Source organism: Pectobacterium quasiaquaticum (assembly GCF_014946775.2).
In the GTDB taxonomy this organism is placed as follows: Bacteria; Pseudomonadota; Gammaproteobacteria; order Enterobacterales; family Enterobacteriaceae; genus Pectobacterium; species Pectobacterium aquaticum.
In genome coordinates this window covers 4,133,700-4,150,227 of the sequence record NZ_CP065177.1, presented here as the reverse complement: position 1 = coordinate 4,150,227, position 16,528 = coordinate 4,133,700, and the positions used below count along the sequence as shown (strand labels likewise).

At 52.2% G+C, this 16,528-nt stretch carries 13 protein-coding genes and 4 tRNA genes; 16 read left to right on the top strand and 1 reads right to left on the bottom strand.

Annotation, left to right across the window (positions count from 1 at the left end; translation table 11 throughout):
• Positions 1-434: 434 nt before the first annotated feature.
• From rho to IG609_RS18930, 16 genes are all read left to right on the top strand, one after another.
• Positions 435-1,694: a transcription termination factor Rho gene (gene rho, locus IG609_RS19005; protein WP_010283881.1), complete on the top strand. Its 1,260-nt coding sequence runs from the start codon at positions 435-437 to the stop codon at positions 1,692-1,694.
• A gap of 343 nt (positions 1,695-2,037) precedes the next feature.
• Positions 2,038-3,135 carry a UDP-N-acetylglucosamine--undecaprenyl-phosphate N-acetylglucosaminephosphotransferase gene (wecA, locus tag IG609_RS19000; protein ID WP_193399250.1) on the top strand — a complete coding sequence of 366 codons (1,098 nt, stop codon included), beginning with the start codon at positions 2,038-2,040 and terminating at the stop codon, positions 3,133-3,135.
• A 21-nt stretch (positions 3,136-3,156) separates the two neighbouring features.
• Positions 3,157-4,203: an ECA polysaccharide chain length modulation protein gene (gene wzzE, locus IG609_RS18995; protein WP_193399249.1), complete on the top strand. Its 1,047-nt coding sequence runs from the start codon at positions 3,157-3,159 to the stop codon at positions 4,201-4,203.
• A gap of 56 nt (positions 4,204-4,259) precedes the next feature.
• Positions 4,260-5,390 (top strand): non-hydrolyzing UDP-N-acetylglucosamine 2-epimerase, encoded by a 1,131-nt coding sequence (gene wecB / locus IG609_RS18990; protein ID WP_193399248.1) that lies wholly within the window; start codon positions 4,260-4,262, stop codon positions 5,388-5,390.
• A gap of 48 nt (positions 5,391-5,438) precedes the next feature.
• A complete protein-coding gene (wecC, locus tag IG609_RS18985; RefSeq protein ID WP_193399247.1) occupies positions 5,439-6,701 on the top strand; it encodes a UDP-N-acetyl-D-mannosamine dehydrogenase in 1,263 nt (420 codons plus the stop codon).
• The gene (gene rffG, locus IG609_RS18980) at positions 6,692-7,765 is read left to right on the top strand and encodes a dTDP-glucose 4,6-dehydratase (protein WP_189644263.1); all 1,074 of its coding nucleotides are present in this window, start codon (positions 6,692-6,694) and stop codon (positions 7,763-7,765) included. Before wecC ends, rffG begins: the two co-directional genes overlap by 10 nt.
• A gap of 72 nt (positions 7,766-7,837) precedes the next feature.
• Positions 7,838-8,569: a dTDP-4-amino-4,6-dideoxy-D-galactose acyltransferase gene (wecD, locus tag IG609_RS18975; protein ID WP_193400183.1), complete on the top strand. Its 732-nt coding sequence runs from the start codon at positions 7,838-7,840 to the stop codon at positions 8,567-8,569.
• A 4-nt stretch (positions 8,570-8,573) separates the two neighbouring features.
• Positions 8,574-9,704 carry a dTDP-4-amino-4,6-dideoxygalactose transaminase gene (gene rffA / locus IG609_RS18970; protein ID WP_193399245.1) on the top strand — a complete coding sequence of 377 codons (1,131 nt, stop codon included), beginning with the start codon at positions 8,574-8,576 and terminating at the stop codon, positions 9,702-9,704.
• A gap of 1 nt (position 9,705) precedes the next feature.
• Positions 9,706-10,956: a lipid III flippase WzxE gene (wzxE, locus tag IG609_RS18965; protein WP_193399244.1), complete on the top strand. Its 1,251-nt coding sequence runs from the start codon at positions 9,706-9,708 to the stop codon at positions 10,954-10,956.
• Entirely contained in the window at positions 10,953-12,038 is a 1,086-nt protein-coding gene (locus tag IG609_RS18960) for a TDP-N-acetylfucosamine:lipid II N-acetylfucosaminyltransferase (protein WP_193399243.1), read from the top strand. The genes wzxE and IG609_RS18960 overlap by 4 nt, the downstream gene beginning before the upstream one ends.
• Positions 12,035-13,423, top strand: a complete 1,389-nt coding sequence (gene wzyE, locus IG609_RS18955; protein ID WP_193400681.1) for an ECA oligosaccharide polymerase — start codon at positions 12,035-12,037, stop codon at positions 13,421-13,423. Before IG609_RS18960 ends, wzyE begins: the two co-directional genes overlap by 4 nt.
• The gene (wecG, locus tag IG609_RS18950; protein ID WP_193400683.1) at positions 13,420-14,169 is read left to right on the top strand and encodes a lipopolysaccharide N-acetylmannosaminouronosyltransferase; all 750 of its coding nucleotides are present in this window, start codon (positions 13,420-13,422) and stop codon (positions 14,167-14,169) included. Before wzyE ends, wecG begins: the two co-directional genes overlap by 4 nt.
• Positions 14,170-14,346: 177 nt before the next feature.
• Positions 14,347-14,423, top strand: a tRNA-Arg gene (locus tag IG609_RS18945).
• A 122-nt stretch (positions 14,424-14,545) separates the two neighbouring features.
• Positions 14,546-14,621, top strand: a tRNA-His gene (locus tag IG609_RS18940).
• Positions 14,622-14,670: 49 nt separating this feature from the next.
• Positions 14,671-14,757: transfer RNA gene (locus IG609_RS18935), tRNA-Leu, on the top strand.
• A 43-nt stretch (positions 14,758-14,800) separates the two neighbouring features.
• Positions 14,801-14,877 (top strand) — tRNA-Pro (locus IG609_RS18930).
• A gap of 120 nt (positions 14,878-14,997) precedes the next feature.
• Here the strand turns inward: IG609_RS18930 and IG609_RS18925 are convergent.
• Positions 14,998-16,305 carry a histidine-type phosphatase gene (locus IG609_RS18925; RefSeq protein WP_193399240.1) on the bottom strand — a complete coding sequence of 436 codons (1,308 nt, stop codon included), beginning with the start codon at positions 16,303-16,305 and terminating at the stop codon, positions 14,998-15,000.
• Positions 16,306-16,528: the final 223 nt, after the last annotated feature.

Genomic DNA, 16,528 nt, shown 5'->3' with positions numbered 1-16,528 from the left:
CGTCGGGAAGCGTGCTAGATTCTTCATCACTGCATATCGTACTTGCCTATGTTTAAGTCCTTAGGCTTAAGCCTAAAAGTTAGAGTCTAAAGCATTATTCTGTGTCTAAATCGAAAAGTCGTTGTTTTACAAAATGATCATTTTACAAAATGATTTTTTTGCAAAGTAAAGTAATTGTTTTACAACACCTTTGTGATCCGATTTAGGCAGTCTACTAGTTTTATAATACTTGGTTTTATGTGTCTTCGATCTCCTGCCGTTGATTTATGCGGATATCGTTTATGCGGATGTTGTTTTGCGCGGATGTCATGCGCTTCAGGTGTGAAACCAGACAGGAATCCGGTGGTTGAAGGCTGTTATAGAGGCACGGATGATCCTGCCATACCATTCACGTTATCGTTCGAGATTTACCCCGAGTTAAAGAACCCACCACTATGAATCTTACCGAATTAAAGAATACGCCAGTTTCTGAGTTAATTACTCTTGGCGAAAATATGGGACTGGAAAACCAGGCCCGCATGCGCAAACAGGATATTATCTTCGCTATTCTGAAACAGCATGCCAAAAGCGGCGAGGATATTTTCGGCGATGGTGTGCTGGAGATATTGCAGGATGGCTTCGGCTTTCTTCGCTCCGCAGACAGCTCCTACCTCGCAGGCCCCGATGATATCTACGTTTCTCCCAGCCAAATCCGCCGTTTTAACCTTCGCACTGGTGACACTATTTCTGGCAAAATTCGTCCGCCGAAAGAAGGTGAACGCTACTTTGCACTGCTGAAAGTTAACGAAGTCAACTACGACAAACCTGAAAATGCCCGCAACAAGATCCTGTTCGAAAACTTAACGCCGCTGCACGCAAACTCTCGTCTGCGTATGGAACGTGGTAATGGTTCGACAGAAGATCTAACGGCGCGTGTGCTGGATCTGGCTTCGCCGATCGGCCGTGGTCAACGTGGTCTGATCGTTGCACCGCCAAAAGCGGGTAAAACCATGCTGCTGCAGAACATCGCGCAGAGCATCGCTTACAACCATCCTGATTGCGTGCTGATGGTACTGCTGATTGACGAACGTCCGGAAGAAGTGACCGAGATGCAGCGTCTGGTGAAAGGCGAAGTGGTGGCGTCAACGTTTGACGAACCCGCTTCTCGTCACGTTCAGGTTGCTGAAATGGTGATCGAAAAAGCGAAGCGTCTGGTTGAGCATAAGAAAGACGTTATCATCCTGCTGGACTCTATTACTCGTCTGGCGCGTGCTTACAACACCGTGGTTCCGGCTTCGGGCAAAGTGTTGACCGGTGGTGTGGATGCTAACGCCCTGCATCGTCCGAAGCGTTTCTTCGGTGCGGCGCGTAACGTTGAGGAAGGCGGTAGCCTGACAATCATTGCCACTGCGCTGGTTGATACCGGTTCTAAGATGGATGAAGTGATTTACGAAGAATTTAAAGGTACAGGTAATATGGAACTGCACCTGGCGCGTAAAATTGCAGAAAAACGCGTGTTCCCAGCGATTGATTACAACCGTTCTGGTACGCGTAAAGAAGAACTACTTACCACCTCTGAAGAATTGCAGAAGATGTGGATTCTACGCAAGATCATCCACCCAATGGGTGAGATCGATGCGATGGAGTTTCTCATCAACAAGTTGGCGATGACGAAAACCAATGATGAATTCTTCGATATGATGAAACGTTCATAAATCCGAGCGTTCATCTATATACCCTAAATAATGCGAGTTGCAGGACAAAACGCTGGCGTTTTGAACAACGCAAAGCGTTGGCCCCTTAGGGCGAGGCTCAGAGATGAGCCGAGTATTCCAACGCACATGCGGCTTGAAGTATGACGGGTATATTACGGATAACTCGGGGAACGCCACGCTGGGTCGTGGCGTTTTTTTTATCCTCCGATTGGTCGGATGTGAAGGGGCTTTCTACTGGGAAGCTGCGGTTATCATGTCAATTTGTACTGGCGTTCAACATGGGCGATAGGATATAAGGCGTAAACCGAGTCTATACTGAACAGCTACAGCGCAGCTGTTAACGGTGAACTTACTCACTATGAGTACCGAATTACTATTTATTTTCTTGTTTTCTCTTGGCTTTATTTTTTTTGCTCGCAGCATCGCGGGTAAAATAGGGCTTGTCGATCGTCCCAACTACCGTAAACGCCATCGGGGGCTTGTGCCTCTGGTTGGTGGTATCTCCGTGTATGCGGGTATCTGCTTTACCTACTTTATTACCGATCAATATATCCCCAATTTCCGTCTTTACCTGCTATGCGCGGGCGTGCTGGTGTTTATCGGCATGCTGGACGATCGTTTTGATATCAGCGTGAAAATTCGTGCTGTTGTGCAGGCGCTTGTCGCCGTGGTGATGATGGCGTTTGCTGGCTTGACGCTACATAGTCTGGGATACATTTTGGGCCCATGGCAGATGGGGCTGGGGCCGTTTGGCTATCTGGTCACGCTGTTTGCCGTTTGGGCGGCGATCAATGCGTTCAATATGGTGGATGGGATCGATGGGTTACTCGGCGGGTTGTCCTGCGTCTCATTTGGGGCGATGGGCATTTTGCTGTACCTAAGTGGCCACACGAATCTGGCATTGTGGTGTTTTGCCATGATTGCGGCGACGTTGCCTTATATTTTGCTTAACCTCGGCATGTTTGGACGGCGCTACAAGGTCTTTATGGGCGATGCGGGTAGTACGATGATTGGCTTTACGGCTATCTGGCTCTTGATTCAAACGACGCAAGGCCCCCAGCACCCAATTAATCCGGTTACTGCACTGTGGATTATCGCGATCCCATTGATTGATATGATCGCCATTATGTATCGGCGCTTGCGCAAAGGGATGAGTCCGTTCTCGCCTGACCGACAGCATATCCATCATTTAATGATGCGGGCTGGTTTTTCTCCTCGCCAGGCGTTTGTGCTGATTACGCTTGCTGCCGCCTTGTTGGCTTCGGTCGGCGTGTTGGGAGAACACTTCTTTTTTATACCCGAATGGTTCATGTTGGCATTATTCTTGCTTGCATTTCTACTGTATGGCTACTGCCTGAAACGAGCATGGCGGGTCGCCCGTTTTATCAAGCGAATCAAACGGCGTATGCGGCATTCCGATGAGGAAAAGCAGTCATCCTGACCAAATAATTTTGGGGAAGTAATGAAATCAGAGAATTTGTCTACCGGGAATGCGTTGATTGATAACGAGCTGGATATCCGTGGGTTATTTCGCCTGCTGTGGCGTGGAAAGGTGTGGCCGATAGCGATTGGCCTGCTTTTTGCCGTTGTCGCACTAGGCTATTCCTATTTGGTGAAACAGGAGTGGAGCGCGACAGCGATTACCGATAAGCCGACGGTCAATATGCTGGGCGGGTATTATTCGCAGCAGCAATTCCTGCGCAACCTCGACGCCCGATCTTTTTCTACGCCTCAGCCCGAGCAACCGTCTATTTCGGCTGATGCTTATGATGAATTCATCATGCAATTAGCGGCTTACGATACTCGCCGCGATTTCTGGTTGCAGACTGACTATTATAAGCAGCGCCTAGAAGGTGATGAGAGATCAGATGCCGCTCTGTTGGATGAACTGGTCAACAATATCCAGTTTACGCCGCGTGACGATGGGAAAAAAACCAATGATTCCGTGAAGCTGGTGGCGGAAACTGCTACGGATTCCAACACGCTGCTTCGTCAGTATGTGGCGTTTGCCAGCCAGCGCGCCGCTAATCACCTGAATGAAGAGATTAAGGGGGCCTGGGCGGCAAGAACCATTTTCCTGAAGTCGCAGATCAAGCGTCAGGAAGCGGTAGCAAAAGCGATTTACGACCGCGAAGTCCGCAGCGTTGAACTGGCATTGAAAATCGCTCAGCAGCAAGGTATTAGCCGTAGCCAGACGGATACGCCAACAGATGAAATCCCCGCATCGGAAATGTTCCTGCTCGGCAGGCCGATGCTTCAAGCCCGACTGGAAACGTTGCAGACCAGCGGCCCGCACTATGAACTGGATTACGATCAAAATCGCGCGATGTTGGCGACGCTGAACGTCGGCCTAACGCTTGAGGGCAGTTTCCAGACATATCGTTATTTGCGTACGCCGGAAGAACCGGTGAAGCGTGACAGCCCACGTCGGGCATTCCTGATGGTGATGTGGGGGGCGATTGGCGCGCTAGTGGGTGCGGGTGTTGCATTGGCTCGTCGTCCGCGCTAACCAGTTTGCTGATGTTCAGTGAGCGCCTGCGTCTAACCTGATTAAAGAGATTCAATGTGAAAGTATTGACTGTTTTCGGCACCCGGCCGGAAGCCATAAAAATGGCGCCGCTGGTTCATGCCTTGGCTCAGGATGGAGCCTTTGAATCGAAAATTTGCGTAACAGCCCAGCACCGAGAGATGCTGGATCAGGTGCTGCGTTTGTTCGATATTACGCCAGATTACGATCTGGATATTATGCGACCGGGACAGGGACTCAGTGAGATATCCTGCCGGATTTTATCAGGACTGGAACCCGTTATGACGGAGTTCAAACCGGATTTGGTGTTGGTGCACGGCGATACCACCACGACGTTGGCAACCAGTCTGGCGGCTTTTTATCAGCGTATCCCCGTCGGTCATGTAGAAGCGGGATTGCGTACTGGCAATCTGTACTCGCCCTGGCCGGAAGAGGCTAACCGCAAACTGACTGGGCATTTGGCGATGTACCATTTCGCCCCGACGGAAAATTCACGCCAAAATTTACTGCGTGAGCATCTGTCCGATCGGCATATTTTTGTGACGGGTAATACAGTCATTGATGCGCTGTTCTGGGTGCGCGATCGTATTCTCGGGGATGCCACGCTACGCCGCAGCCTTGACGAAAAATATGCCTTTTTGGACGATAACAAGAAGCTGATTCTGGTGACTGGACACCGACGCGAAAGTTTTGGCGGCGGTTTTGAACGTATTTGCAACGCGCTGGCGGATATTGCTCGCCGACATCCTGACGTGCAAATTGTGTATCCGGTTCATCTGAATCCTAACGTCAGCGAGCCCGTGAATCGTATCCTGAGCAGCATTGATAATGTGATGCTGATTGCGCCGCAGGACTATCTGCCTTTCGTGTATCTGATGAATCGTTCTTACATGATTTTGACCGACTCTGGCGGCATTCAGGAAGAAGCGCCGTCATTAGGCAAGCCTGTATTGGTGATGCGTGATACGACAGAGCGGCCGGAGGCGGTGGAAGCCGGTACGGTTAAGCTGGTGGGTACGGAAGTGGCGAGCATTGTCGATGCGGTATCTATGCTGTTGACGGATGAAGAGGCGTATCAGGCAATGAGTCGAGCCCATAATCCTTATGGCGATGGACAAGCCTGTCAACGCATCGTTGATGCTTTAAAAAATCGCCAGGAGCGATTTTAAACATCGTTATACGACGACGGCCCGACATAAAAATTATCAGGTGACACTATGAGCTTTACTACCATTTCCGTAATCGGTTTGGGCTACATCGGTTTACCCACCGCTGCTGCGTTTGCGTCGCGCCAGAAAAAAGTCATCGGTATCGATGTGAACAAACTGGCGGTCGAAACCATTAATCGCGGCGAAATCCATATCGTCGAGCCCGATCTGGATGCGTTGGTCAAAGTGGCAGTGGAAAAGGGTTACCTTCAGGCGCTGACAAAGCCTGTGCCAGCCGATGCGTTCCTGATTGCCGTTCCTACCCCCTTCAAAGGGGATCACGAACCCGATCTGGCCTACGTTCAGGCGGCTGCGGCATCCATCGCGCCTGTTCTGAAGAAAGGCGATCTGGTAATTCTGGAATCGACATCCCCCGTAGGTGCAACCGAGCAAATGGCCGAGTGGCTGGCCGAGGCGCGAGCGGACTTGACGTTTCCGCAGCAGGTTGGGGAAACAGCGGATATCAATATAGCCTATTGTCCTGAACGCGTTCTGCCGGGGCAGGTTGTGGTCGAGTTGATTAAAAACGATCGCGTGATTGGCGGCATGACCCCAGTGTGCTCTGCGCGCGCCAGTGAACTGTACAAAATCTTTCTTGAAGGTGAGTGTGTGGTGACTAACTCCCGCACCGCCGAAATGTGCAAGCTGACGGAAAACAGCTTCCGTGACGTCAATATTGCTTTTGCCAATGAGCTCTCGCTGATTTGTGCCGAACAAAACATTAACGTATGGGAACTTATCCGATTGGCAAACCGCCATCCCCGCGTCAATATCCTGCAACCCGGCCCTGGCGTCGGCGGGCACTGCATTGCGGTCGACCCCTGGTTTATCGTGGCGCAGAATCCGCAGCAGGCCCGGTTGATTCATACCGCCAGATTGGTGAACGATGGCAAGCCGCTCTGGGTGGTGGATCGCGTAAAAGCAGCCGTGGCGGATTATCTGGCGCAAACGGATAAACGCGCCAGCGAGGTTACGGTGGCCTGCTTTGGGCTGGCGTTCAAGCCCGATATTGACGATCTGCGTGAAAGCCCTGCGGTGGGTATCACGTCCATGATTGCACAGTGGAATACTGGCGTGACGTTAGCCGTCGAACCGAATGTCAAACACCTGCCGTCCGTGTTGGCCGGACAGGTAAAGCTGGTCGATACCGGCCGTGCATTAAAAGAAGCCGATGTGCTGGTCATGTTGGTTGATCACCGTCAGTTTAAAGTGATTAACCCAGAAGATGTGAAACAACAGTGGGTTATTGATACCAAAGGAGTATGGCGTTGAAACGTATTTTAATTACCGGTGGTGCAGGATTTATTGGTTCGGCCTTGGTCAGATATATTCTGACGGAAACGCAGGACAGCGTCGTTGTTGTTGATAAGCTGACCTATGCGGGCAACCTGTCATCGCTGGCTCCCGTTGCTGATAGCTCACGCTTCGCGTTCGAGCAGGTGGATATCTGCGATCGTGCTGAATTGGACCGTGTCTTTACGGCTTACCAGCCTGCGCTTGTGATGCATCTGGCGGCAGAAAGCCACGTCGATCGCTCTATCGATGGCCCTGCGGCGTTTATCGAAACCAATATTGTCGGCACCTATACCATGCTGGAGGCGGCACGCCACTACTGGCAGAACCTGGCTGATGCCGATAAGCGTGCGTTCCGTTTTCACCATATCTCCACCGATGAAGTGTTTGGTGACCTACACGGGACGGACGATCTGTTTACAGAAACCACGCCTTATGCACCAAGTAGCCCTTATTCCGCATCGAAAGCCTCCAGCGACCACCTTGTTCGCGCCTGGTTGCGCACCTACGGGTTCCCGACGGTTATCACCAACTGCTCGAATAACTACGGTCCTTACCATTTCCCTGAGAAGCTGATTCCGCTGGTGATCCTGAATGCGGTCGCGGGCAAACCGTTACCGGTTTACGGTGACGGTGCGCAAATCCGCGACTGGCTGTTTGTCGAAGACCACGCTCGCGCACTGTACAAAGTGGTGACAGAAGGCGAAATCGGCGAAACGTACAACATCGGCGGCCACAACGAACGCAAAAACATTGAAGTCGTGCAGACCATTTGTGCGTTGCTAGAAGAACTGGCGCCGAAGAAACCCGCTGGTGTGGAACATTACCGCGATCTCATCACCTACGTGAAAGACCGCCCCGGCCACGATATGCGTTACGCGATCGATGCTGGGAAAATTGAACGTGAGCTGGGCTGGCGTCCAGAAGAAACGTTTGAGACGGGCATGAGAAAAACCGTCAGTTGGTATCTGAATAATGAAAAATGGTGGCGCAGCGTGCAGGATGGTTCTTATACCGGCGAACGTTTAGGGTTGAGCGACTAAACCTACCCTGTGGCAGAAGTTGGAAAAGCAGAAGTTGGAAAACCAGATGGCGGAAAAGAAAGGAGCGACACAATGCCCCATCCGATATCAGTAGGAAAGGGGAGGATTCGCGCTACGGTTGAACCGCTGGCCTGGGAGAGTGAATTCTTCCAGATGAACAGCGGTAAACTGAATTTTTCGCCTTCTGCACCTGCGTTGACGCTCGATGCGCTGAATGCATTGACGCTGACGCAGGCCAAAATTGCGGCGGACAATCTGGTGCTGGCAGATGCGCTTGCCGATCTTGGTTTTCGGTTGGTGGAAGGCGAGGTCGATCTCAGTCTGTCGCTGGAACGGGAAAGGGTAGTGACGCCGCTACCGCGTTGGCGTGAAGCTGTACCCGACGATATTCCTGCCCTGAGGGATGCGGCATCACGTGTTTTTGCACTGAGCCGTTTTCGTTCTCCGTGGTATCAGCCGCAGGATAGCGGGCGCTTCTATGCGCAGTGGATTGAAAATGCTGTGCGCGGTACGTTCGACCACCGCTGTTTACTGGCGGAAGATGCTGCTGGCAATCCACAAGGATGGGTCACGCTACGTAAAATGGATGACATGGATGCCCGTATCGGGCTACTGGGCGTTTGGCCGAGCGTTACGGTACGGGGCATTGGTTCACAGCTGATGGCGTTGGCGGAAATGTGGTGTCGACAACAAAGATTGATACGTCTTCGGGTCGCGACGCAGGTTGGCAACGTAGCGGCGCTTCGTCTTTATCTTCGCCGTGGTGCCACGATTGAGAGCACGGCGTATTGGTTATACAGGTGAACACATGATTCCATTTAATGCGCCACCGGTTGTCGGTACGGAACTGGATTATATGCAGGCTGCCATGAGCAGCGGTAAATTGTGCGGCGATGGGGGATTTACCCGCCGTTGTCAGCAGTGGCTGGAACATTATTCCGGCAGTAAAAAAGTCCTGCTCACGCCTTCCTGTACCGCTTCGTTGGAGATGGCTGCGATACTGTTGGACGTTAAGCCCGGCGATGAAGTGATCATGCCGAGCTATACCTTCGTTTCTACCGCCAACGCCTTTGTGCTGCGCGGTGCGAAGATCGTGTTTGTCGATATCCGCCCAGATACCATGAATATCGATGAGACGAAAATCGAAGCGGCAATTACGGAAAAAACGCGCATTATCGTGCCGGTTCACTACGCAGGTGTAGCCTGCGAGATGGACGCGATTATGGCACTGGCAAAGAAATACGATTTATATGTCGTGGAAGATGCCGCGCAGGGCGTGATGTCCAGCTACAAAGGCCGCGCTCTGGGCGCTATCGGCCATATTGGCTGCTTCAGTTTTCACGAAACCAAGAACTATACCTCGGGCGGTGAGGGCGGCGCCACGCTGATTAATGACGCAAGGCTGGTGGAGCGTGCGGAAATTATCCGTGAAAAAGGCACTAACCGCAGCCAGTTTTTCCGTGGGCAAGTGGATAAATACACTTGGCGTGATATCGGTTCAAGCTACCTGATGGCGGATATTCAGGCTGCCTATCTTTGGGGACAGTTGGAAGCGGCGCGGCCGATCAACGAACGTCGTCTGAAACTGTGGCAGAACTACTACGTGGCATTCAAATCGCTGGCCGATGCCGGGCGTATTACCCTACCGACCGTGCCTGCCAATGGGATTTACAACGCGCACATGTTTTATATCAAACTCAGTTCCCAGGATGACCGCAGTGCGTTTATCAATTACATGAAAGAAGCCGAAATTATGACGGTCTTTCATTATATTCCGCTACACAGTTGCCCAGCCGGTCTGAACTTCGGTCGTTTCTCTGGTGAAGATCGCTATACCACGCAGGAAAGCGAACGGTTGGTGCGTTTACCGCTGTTCTACAACCTGTCAGACGTCAATCAGCGGACGGTGATTAATACCATTCTGAGCTTCTTCTCCTGATATGTCGTTGGCGAAAGCATCGATATGGACGGCCGGTTCCACGCTGATAAAAATCGGCGCAGGGCTGGTTGTTGTCAAACTGCTGGCGGTCGCTTTTGGCCCTAGCGGCGTGGGGATGGCAGGGAATTTCCGCCAGCTTATTACGGTGTTGGGCGTGTTAGCCGGTGCCGGGATCTTCAACGGCGTCACTAAATACGTGGCGGAGTATCAGCAACAGCCGGAACGGCTGAGGCCGCTGCTCGGTACGTCTGTCACGCTGGTGCTGGGCTTCTCCACGCTGTTGGCGATTCTCTTTCTTTCCGCTGCAACGCCTATCGCTAATTTGCTGTTTGGGCATGATGACTATCGCGATGTGGTGCGGGCGCTGGCGTTTATCCAAATGGGTATCGCCTACGCCAACCTATGTCTGGCGATCCTCAAAGGCTATCGGGATGCGATAGGCAACGCGCTGGCCGTTATCGGTGGCAGCCTGATCGGGCTAGCGGCCTTTTGGCTCTGCCTGCAACTGGGCGGCTATGTTGGCGCACTGGCAGGGCTGGCGTTGGTGCCCGCGCTGCTAGTGATTCCAGCAGGCATCATGCTATATCGGCGCACTCCGCTGGCGCTGACATCGCTAAAACCCGCGTGGGATCGCGCGATTGCCGAGCAGTTGGGCAAATTTACGCTGATGGCGCTAATGACCGCGGTGACGCTACCCGTTGCGTACATCATGATGCGTAACCTGCTGGCGGCACATTACAACTGGGATGAAGTGGGAATTTGGCAGGGCGTCAGCAGTATTTCCGATGCTTATCTGCAATTCATTACTGCTTCCTTTACCGTGTATTTGTTGCCGACACTCTCGCGCCTGACGGATAAAGTCGCGTTGTCGCAGGAGATTGTCCGCTCGCTGAAGTTTGTGCTGCCCGTTGTGGCAGGCGTCAGCTTTTGTGTGTGGCTGCTGCGAGATTTTGCCATCTGGCTGCTGTTCTCCAGCGAGTTCATGGCAATGCGAGATCTCTTCGTTTGGCAATTGGTAGGCGATGTAATGAAAGTGGGCGCTTACGTCTTTGGCTATCTGGTCATTGCGAAAGCGGCGCTGCGCTTTTATCTGCTCACGGAAGTGAGCCAGTTTCTCCTGCTGACTGGGTTTTCCCACTGGTTGATTCCGCTTTATGGCGCACAAGGTGCGGCGCAGGCCTATATGGCAACCTACCTGGTCTATTTTTTGCTTTGTTGTTGCGTATTCATTATTTACCGTAGGCGAGCATGACGACACTGATTCATGTATTGGGATCTGACATCCCGCATCATAACCAGACCGTTTTACGTTTTTTTAACGACGTACTGGCGACGGAACTCCCCGAGCAGCAGATTCGGCATTTTATCGTAGCGTCCCGCGACGGTATTTCATCGGCCGATTTCCCCGCGCTGCGTATCGAAACCTGCGTGGATAAGAAAACGCTGGCTGAGGCAGTCATCGCCAGAGCCAAAGCGAACCGCAAGATGCGCTTTTTCCTGCATGGGCAGTTTAATCCCACGCTGTGGCTGGCGTTGCTGAGCGGAAAAATAAAGTCCGAGCAGGTTTACTGGCACGTTTGGGGGGCGGATTTGTATGAAGAGGCGAGCAGCCTGAAGTATCGCCTGTTTTATCTGCTGCGGCGTATGGCACAAAAGCGTGTCGGACACGTGTTTGCCACACGTGGCGATTTGGCGTGGTATCAGCAGCGTTCACCCCGCGTGCCGACGTCATTGCTGTACTTCCCAACGCGAATGGATCCAGCGCTAACGGGCATGCAGGTGGATAAACCGCTGGCAGGGCCGATGACGATTCTGGTCGGCAATTCTGGCGATCGCACCAATCGCCATCAGGCAGTGCTGCGGGCGATTCATAAGCAGTTCGGGAAAAATGTGCGGGTCGTTGTGCCGATGGGTTACCCCGCGAATAACGCGTCCTACATCGCGCAGGTGGAAAAGGACGGTTTGGCGCTGTTCGGCGTGAAAAATTTCCAACTACTGAAAGACCAACTGGCGTTTGATGATTATCTCAACATGCTGCGCACCTGCGATTTGGGCTATTTTATTTTCGATCGCCAGCAGGGAATCGGGACGTTATGTCTGCTGATTCAGTTTGGCGTGCCGTTCGTGATCAGTCGGCAAAATCCGTTCTGGCAGGATCTGACGGAGCAAGGGCTGCCCGTGTTGTTTTACGGTGACGAGCTGGATGAGGCGTTGGTGCGTGAAGCGCAGCGCCAACTGGCATCGGTCGACAAGCACCAGATTGCATTCTTCAATCCCAATTATCTGCAAGGCTGGCGGGATGCGCTGGCGTTGGCAGCGGGAGAACCGACATGACGCTGGGGCAATTTGGTGGTCTGTTTGTCGTCTACCTGATTTCAGTCATCTTTATCCTGAGCCTGACCTGGATGGAGTTTCGGCGGGTGCGTTTTAATTTTAACGTGCTGTTTTCCCTGCTCTACTTATTGACGTTCTATTTTGGCTTTCCATTTACCTGCGTGCTGGTGTTCCGGTTTGGCGTCGAAGTGGTTCCCGTGCAGTTCCTGCTTCAGGCAATGCTGTCTGCGACGGCGTTCTATGCTATCTATTACGTCAGCTATAAGACGCGGTTACGCCAGAAAGCCTCCGCGCCGCATGCGCCACTCCTGACGGTGAACCGGGTGGAAGCCAATCTGACCTGGCTGCTGTTGGCGTTGATTGCGGTCGCCACCGTCGGTATTTTCTTCCTCAACAATGGCTTCTTGTTGTTTAAGCTGCGTTCTTACAGCCAGATATTCTCCAGCGATGTATCCGGCGTGGCGTTGAAACGCTTTTTCTACTTCTTTATTCCGGCGATGCTGGTGGTGTATTTCCTGCGCCAGACGCAGCGTGCATGGCTACTGTTCCTCATCGGAACGGTCGCGTTCGGGATGCTGACGTATGTGATTGTTGGTGGGACGCGTGCGAATGTGATTATCGCCTTCGCTCTATTTCTGTTTATTGGCATTGTGCGCGGCTGGATTACGCTCTGGATGCTGGTTGCGGCTGGTGCGTTCGGGATTGTCGGGATGTTCTGGCTGGCGCTGAAGCGCTATGGATTGGACGTCAGCGGTGATTACGCCTTTTATACGTTCCTCTATTTAACCCGTGACACCTTCTCGCCCTGGGAAAATCTGGCGCTGCTGTGGCAGAACTACGACAAGATTGAATTCCAGGGACTGGCACCGATTGCCCGTGATTTCTACGTCTTTATTCCCTCCTGGCTATGGCCGGATCGTCCGAATCTGGTGTTAAACAGCGCGAACTATTTCACCTGGGAAGTGTTGAATAACCACTCTGGGCTGGCGATCTCCCCCACGCTGTTGGGCTCGCTGGTGGTGATGGGGGGCGTGCTGTTTATCCCGCTCGGTGCGATTGCAGTAGGGCTGGTTATCAAATGGTTCGACTGGGTGTACGAGTTAGGGAAGAACGACAGCAACCGTTATAAGGCCGCTATTTTGCAGGCGTTCTGCTTCGGGGCGGTGTTCAATATTATTGTGCTGACGCGTGAAGGCGTCGATTCTTTTGTTTCACGTGTGGTGTTTTTCTGTCTGGTATTTGGTCTGTGTCTGCTGGTTGCCAAACTGCTCTATTGGCTGCTGGAAAGCGCCGGACTCATCCGGCAGCGTCTGATGCGTAGGCGAGCCACGCCGATCGCGCCGACACCCAACACCGTGGAGCCTGTGATAACGGAGCAGGTATGACAGCGTTAAAAACCACAGAGACCATTCCTCTGTATACCATTCGTGGTTTGCCCATTCACGGCTTTCGCAATATGGCGCAGTTTGTTGATTACCTGTTTACGGGCGAGCAGGTTGAAACAGGCACGCTCGTCGCGATTAATGCAGAGAAAGTGCTGACGGCGGAAAAAGACGTCGCGCTGCGTGCGTTGCTCGATCGCGCTGAGTACAAGTATGCGGACGGTATCAGCATCGTGCGCTCTATTCGGCGCAAATACCCGCAGGCTGACGTCACGCGGATTGCAGGCGCTGATCTGTGGGAGGCGCTAATGGCACGAGCGGGTAAGGAGGGAACGCCGGTTTTTCTGGTGGGCGGCAAACCTGATGTGTTGGCACAAACGGAAGCGAAACTGCGGGCGCAGTGGAACGTGAATATTGTCGGCAGTCAGGATGGCTATTTTACGCCAGAGCAGCGCGATGCCTTGTTCGAACGTATCCGCGCCAGCGGTGCGCAAATTGTTACCGTCGCAATGGGGTCGCCACGACAGGAAATCCTGATGCGCGACTGTCGTCACCACTATCCCGATGCGCTGTATATGGGCGTGGGTGGAACGTATGACGTCTTTATCGGGCATGTGAAGCGCGCCCCGCTCGTGTGGCAAAACTTAGGACTGGAATGGCTGTATCGTTTGCTGTCCCAGCCGAGCCGTATTTTTCGGCAGTTTAAGCTGTTGAAATATGTCGCCTACCACTACAGCGGTCGTCTATAACTTCTTTAATATCAATCCGCGGATGTCTTTACTGGTCGGTGTCGCGTTTTTAGCCGTGGTCAACCTGTGTTATTTAGCTTGGAATGAGCAAATCCTAATCAAACGCATCATTTCAATAAAAAAGCACTAGACAGTCAGTCGCTAAGCCCGTAATATCCCGCCCCGCAACGGCGCTAAGCGCCCGTAGCTCAGCTGGATAGAGCGCTGCCCTCCGGAGGCAGAGGTCTCAGGTTCGAATCCTGTCGGGCGCACCATTATATTCTGTATGAAGTATGTTGTGTGCAAGAGCTGCGGTGGTACACTTTTTTTCGTAAAGAAAGTATCCCGTAAAAAGGAAGTACCGCGTAATAAGTCGTTAATGTAAAGTGTGGTGATGGTGGCTATAGCTCAGTTGGTAGAGCCCTGGATTGTGATTCCAGTTGTCGTGGGTTCGAGTCCCATTAGCCACCCCAGATTTTGCAGTTATAAATTATAGCAGTTGATTGACAGTTTGTGAGTTATGCGAAGGTGGCGGAATTGGTAGACGCGCTAGCTTCAGGTGTTAGTGTTCTTACGGACGTGAGGGTTCAAGTCCCTCTCTTCGCACCACACAAACGAAAACATCAGTGATGTTCAAAAAAAGCAGTACATTCGGCGAGTAGCGCAGCTTGGTAGCGCAACTGGTTTGGGACCAGTGGGTCGGAGGTTCGAATCCTCTCTCGCCGACCAATTAAAAAGAAAGCACATCGGAAGATGTGCTTTTTTTTCGTCTGCGATTTGTCTTCTTGCGAAAATCTTGTCGGATTCGTTAACCCGACAAGATGTTGTGGTTCCCTGCGATATCGTGCGTTACAGCGCGTAATGCACAGGTGCCAATGCGCTGCTATCGATACTTTTTCGCATTGATTTCAAAGCGGTATCGAAAGAGCATAGCGTGCCTTTTTCCGTCTGCTGGCAGCCCTGAGAGGTCAATTCTTCTTTCAGTAACGGCTGCCGATCGTCAAGCGACGTTAGAGAACGGATCTGATCCAGCGATTGTGCTTGGAAATAGATACGCAAAAAACGCTGCTGAGTGGTGGTATCGCGCCAGCGTTCGAATACCAGGCTACCCGCGGGTGGAATGTTATCGGCAGTGTCACCGGGGAGCTGCCAATGAAACTGCAACAGCGTGCGCAGATAGGCGATGTTGGTGTCGTGAGCGACATACAGCAAGTAAGGCACGGCTGGTGGCTCGCCTTGTGTGGTGTCCTGTTCTGCTGGCGTTCCCTGCGCCAGAGCTTGTGCGATTTGCTGCATGAATAGCGAGCCACCGCGCTGTGCGATATAGGGCACATCATTGGTGAAGTCGTATTTAGCCGTCATCGGTGCCATCAACGGGATGAGATCCTGTGCGTTGCGGACGTGACCAAACGCGACCTGCGCCTGCGGCAGATTCTCGCTGTATTCCAGCAAGAAAACCTCGCTCATATTTGCCAGCGTATTCAGGCCGCTGATAGAAGTCGAACCGTCTTTATCCTGTTTTATCGCCCACGGTTTATCAAACACCGGGCACGGCTTATCCGCTTCGCATACGACCTGCTTCAATAGTTCGATACTGGGCTTAAGACGCTCATAGGCGATATTCAAATCGCCTCCCATCGCTTTCAGTACCTCGGCCTTGGCCCGTTCGGGGTCAAGCGTGCCAATCCCCATTTTATCCCCGTGGAACAGTGGATCCTGTTTTTCATCCTCAACGGCATGCGTCGCAACGCCGCAGCCCGGAAACATGCCGTCCATATAGGCTTGTGCAGTTGCGCGGGTGCGCTGTAACGGGCTAGCGAGCACATAAATCTGCTGCTCCGTTGGACAACCTGACGTGAACAGATGCTGTTGACGATAATATTCACCCTCGTAGCGGCCTTTTAATACGGTGGCGGCATAGCCGTGTCCGGTTAATTCACCCTCGCGTGTGACCCACTGCGGCCACTCTCGTGCCGTGCCGGATTCCAGTGCCGTGGTGTTGGATTCTGTTGGAGGACGTACGCCATGACGGCTGACTTCAACGACCTTTTCCAGAAGATAGCGATCCTGAGCCAGGGCCTGAGTAGAGAAGGTTGAAATAATGATCATGGTAATCAATAAGCTACGGGGAGTACGTAATGTCGTGTGGTAAAGCATGATAATCCTTCGTCAGCGGTCATACGGATAAGGAGTTTCATTGTAGGTGGGAAAAAGTGACAAGCCGGTTTTTCAGCAGGAGAGAGTGTTAGCGAACATTTCTACATGCATAGTTTGCAATCAAACTTTTTGATCTAAGATAGATCCCGAAGGTATAAAGCGCATAATTTCCGCATGTTATATTTTTAAAAATTAAAAAGACGATATAAATCCCCGCCTGATA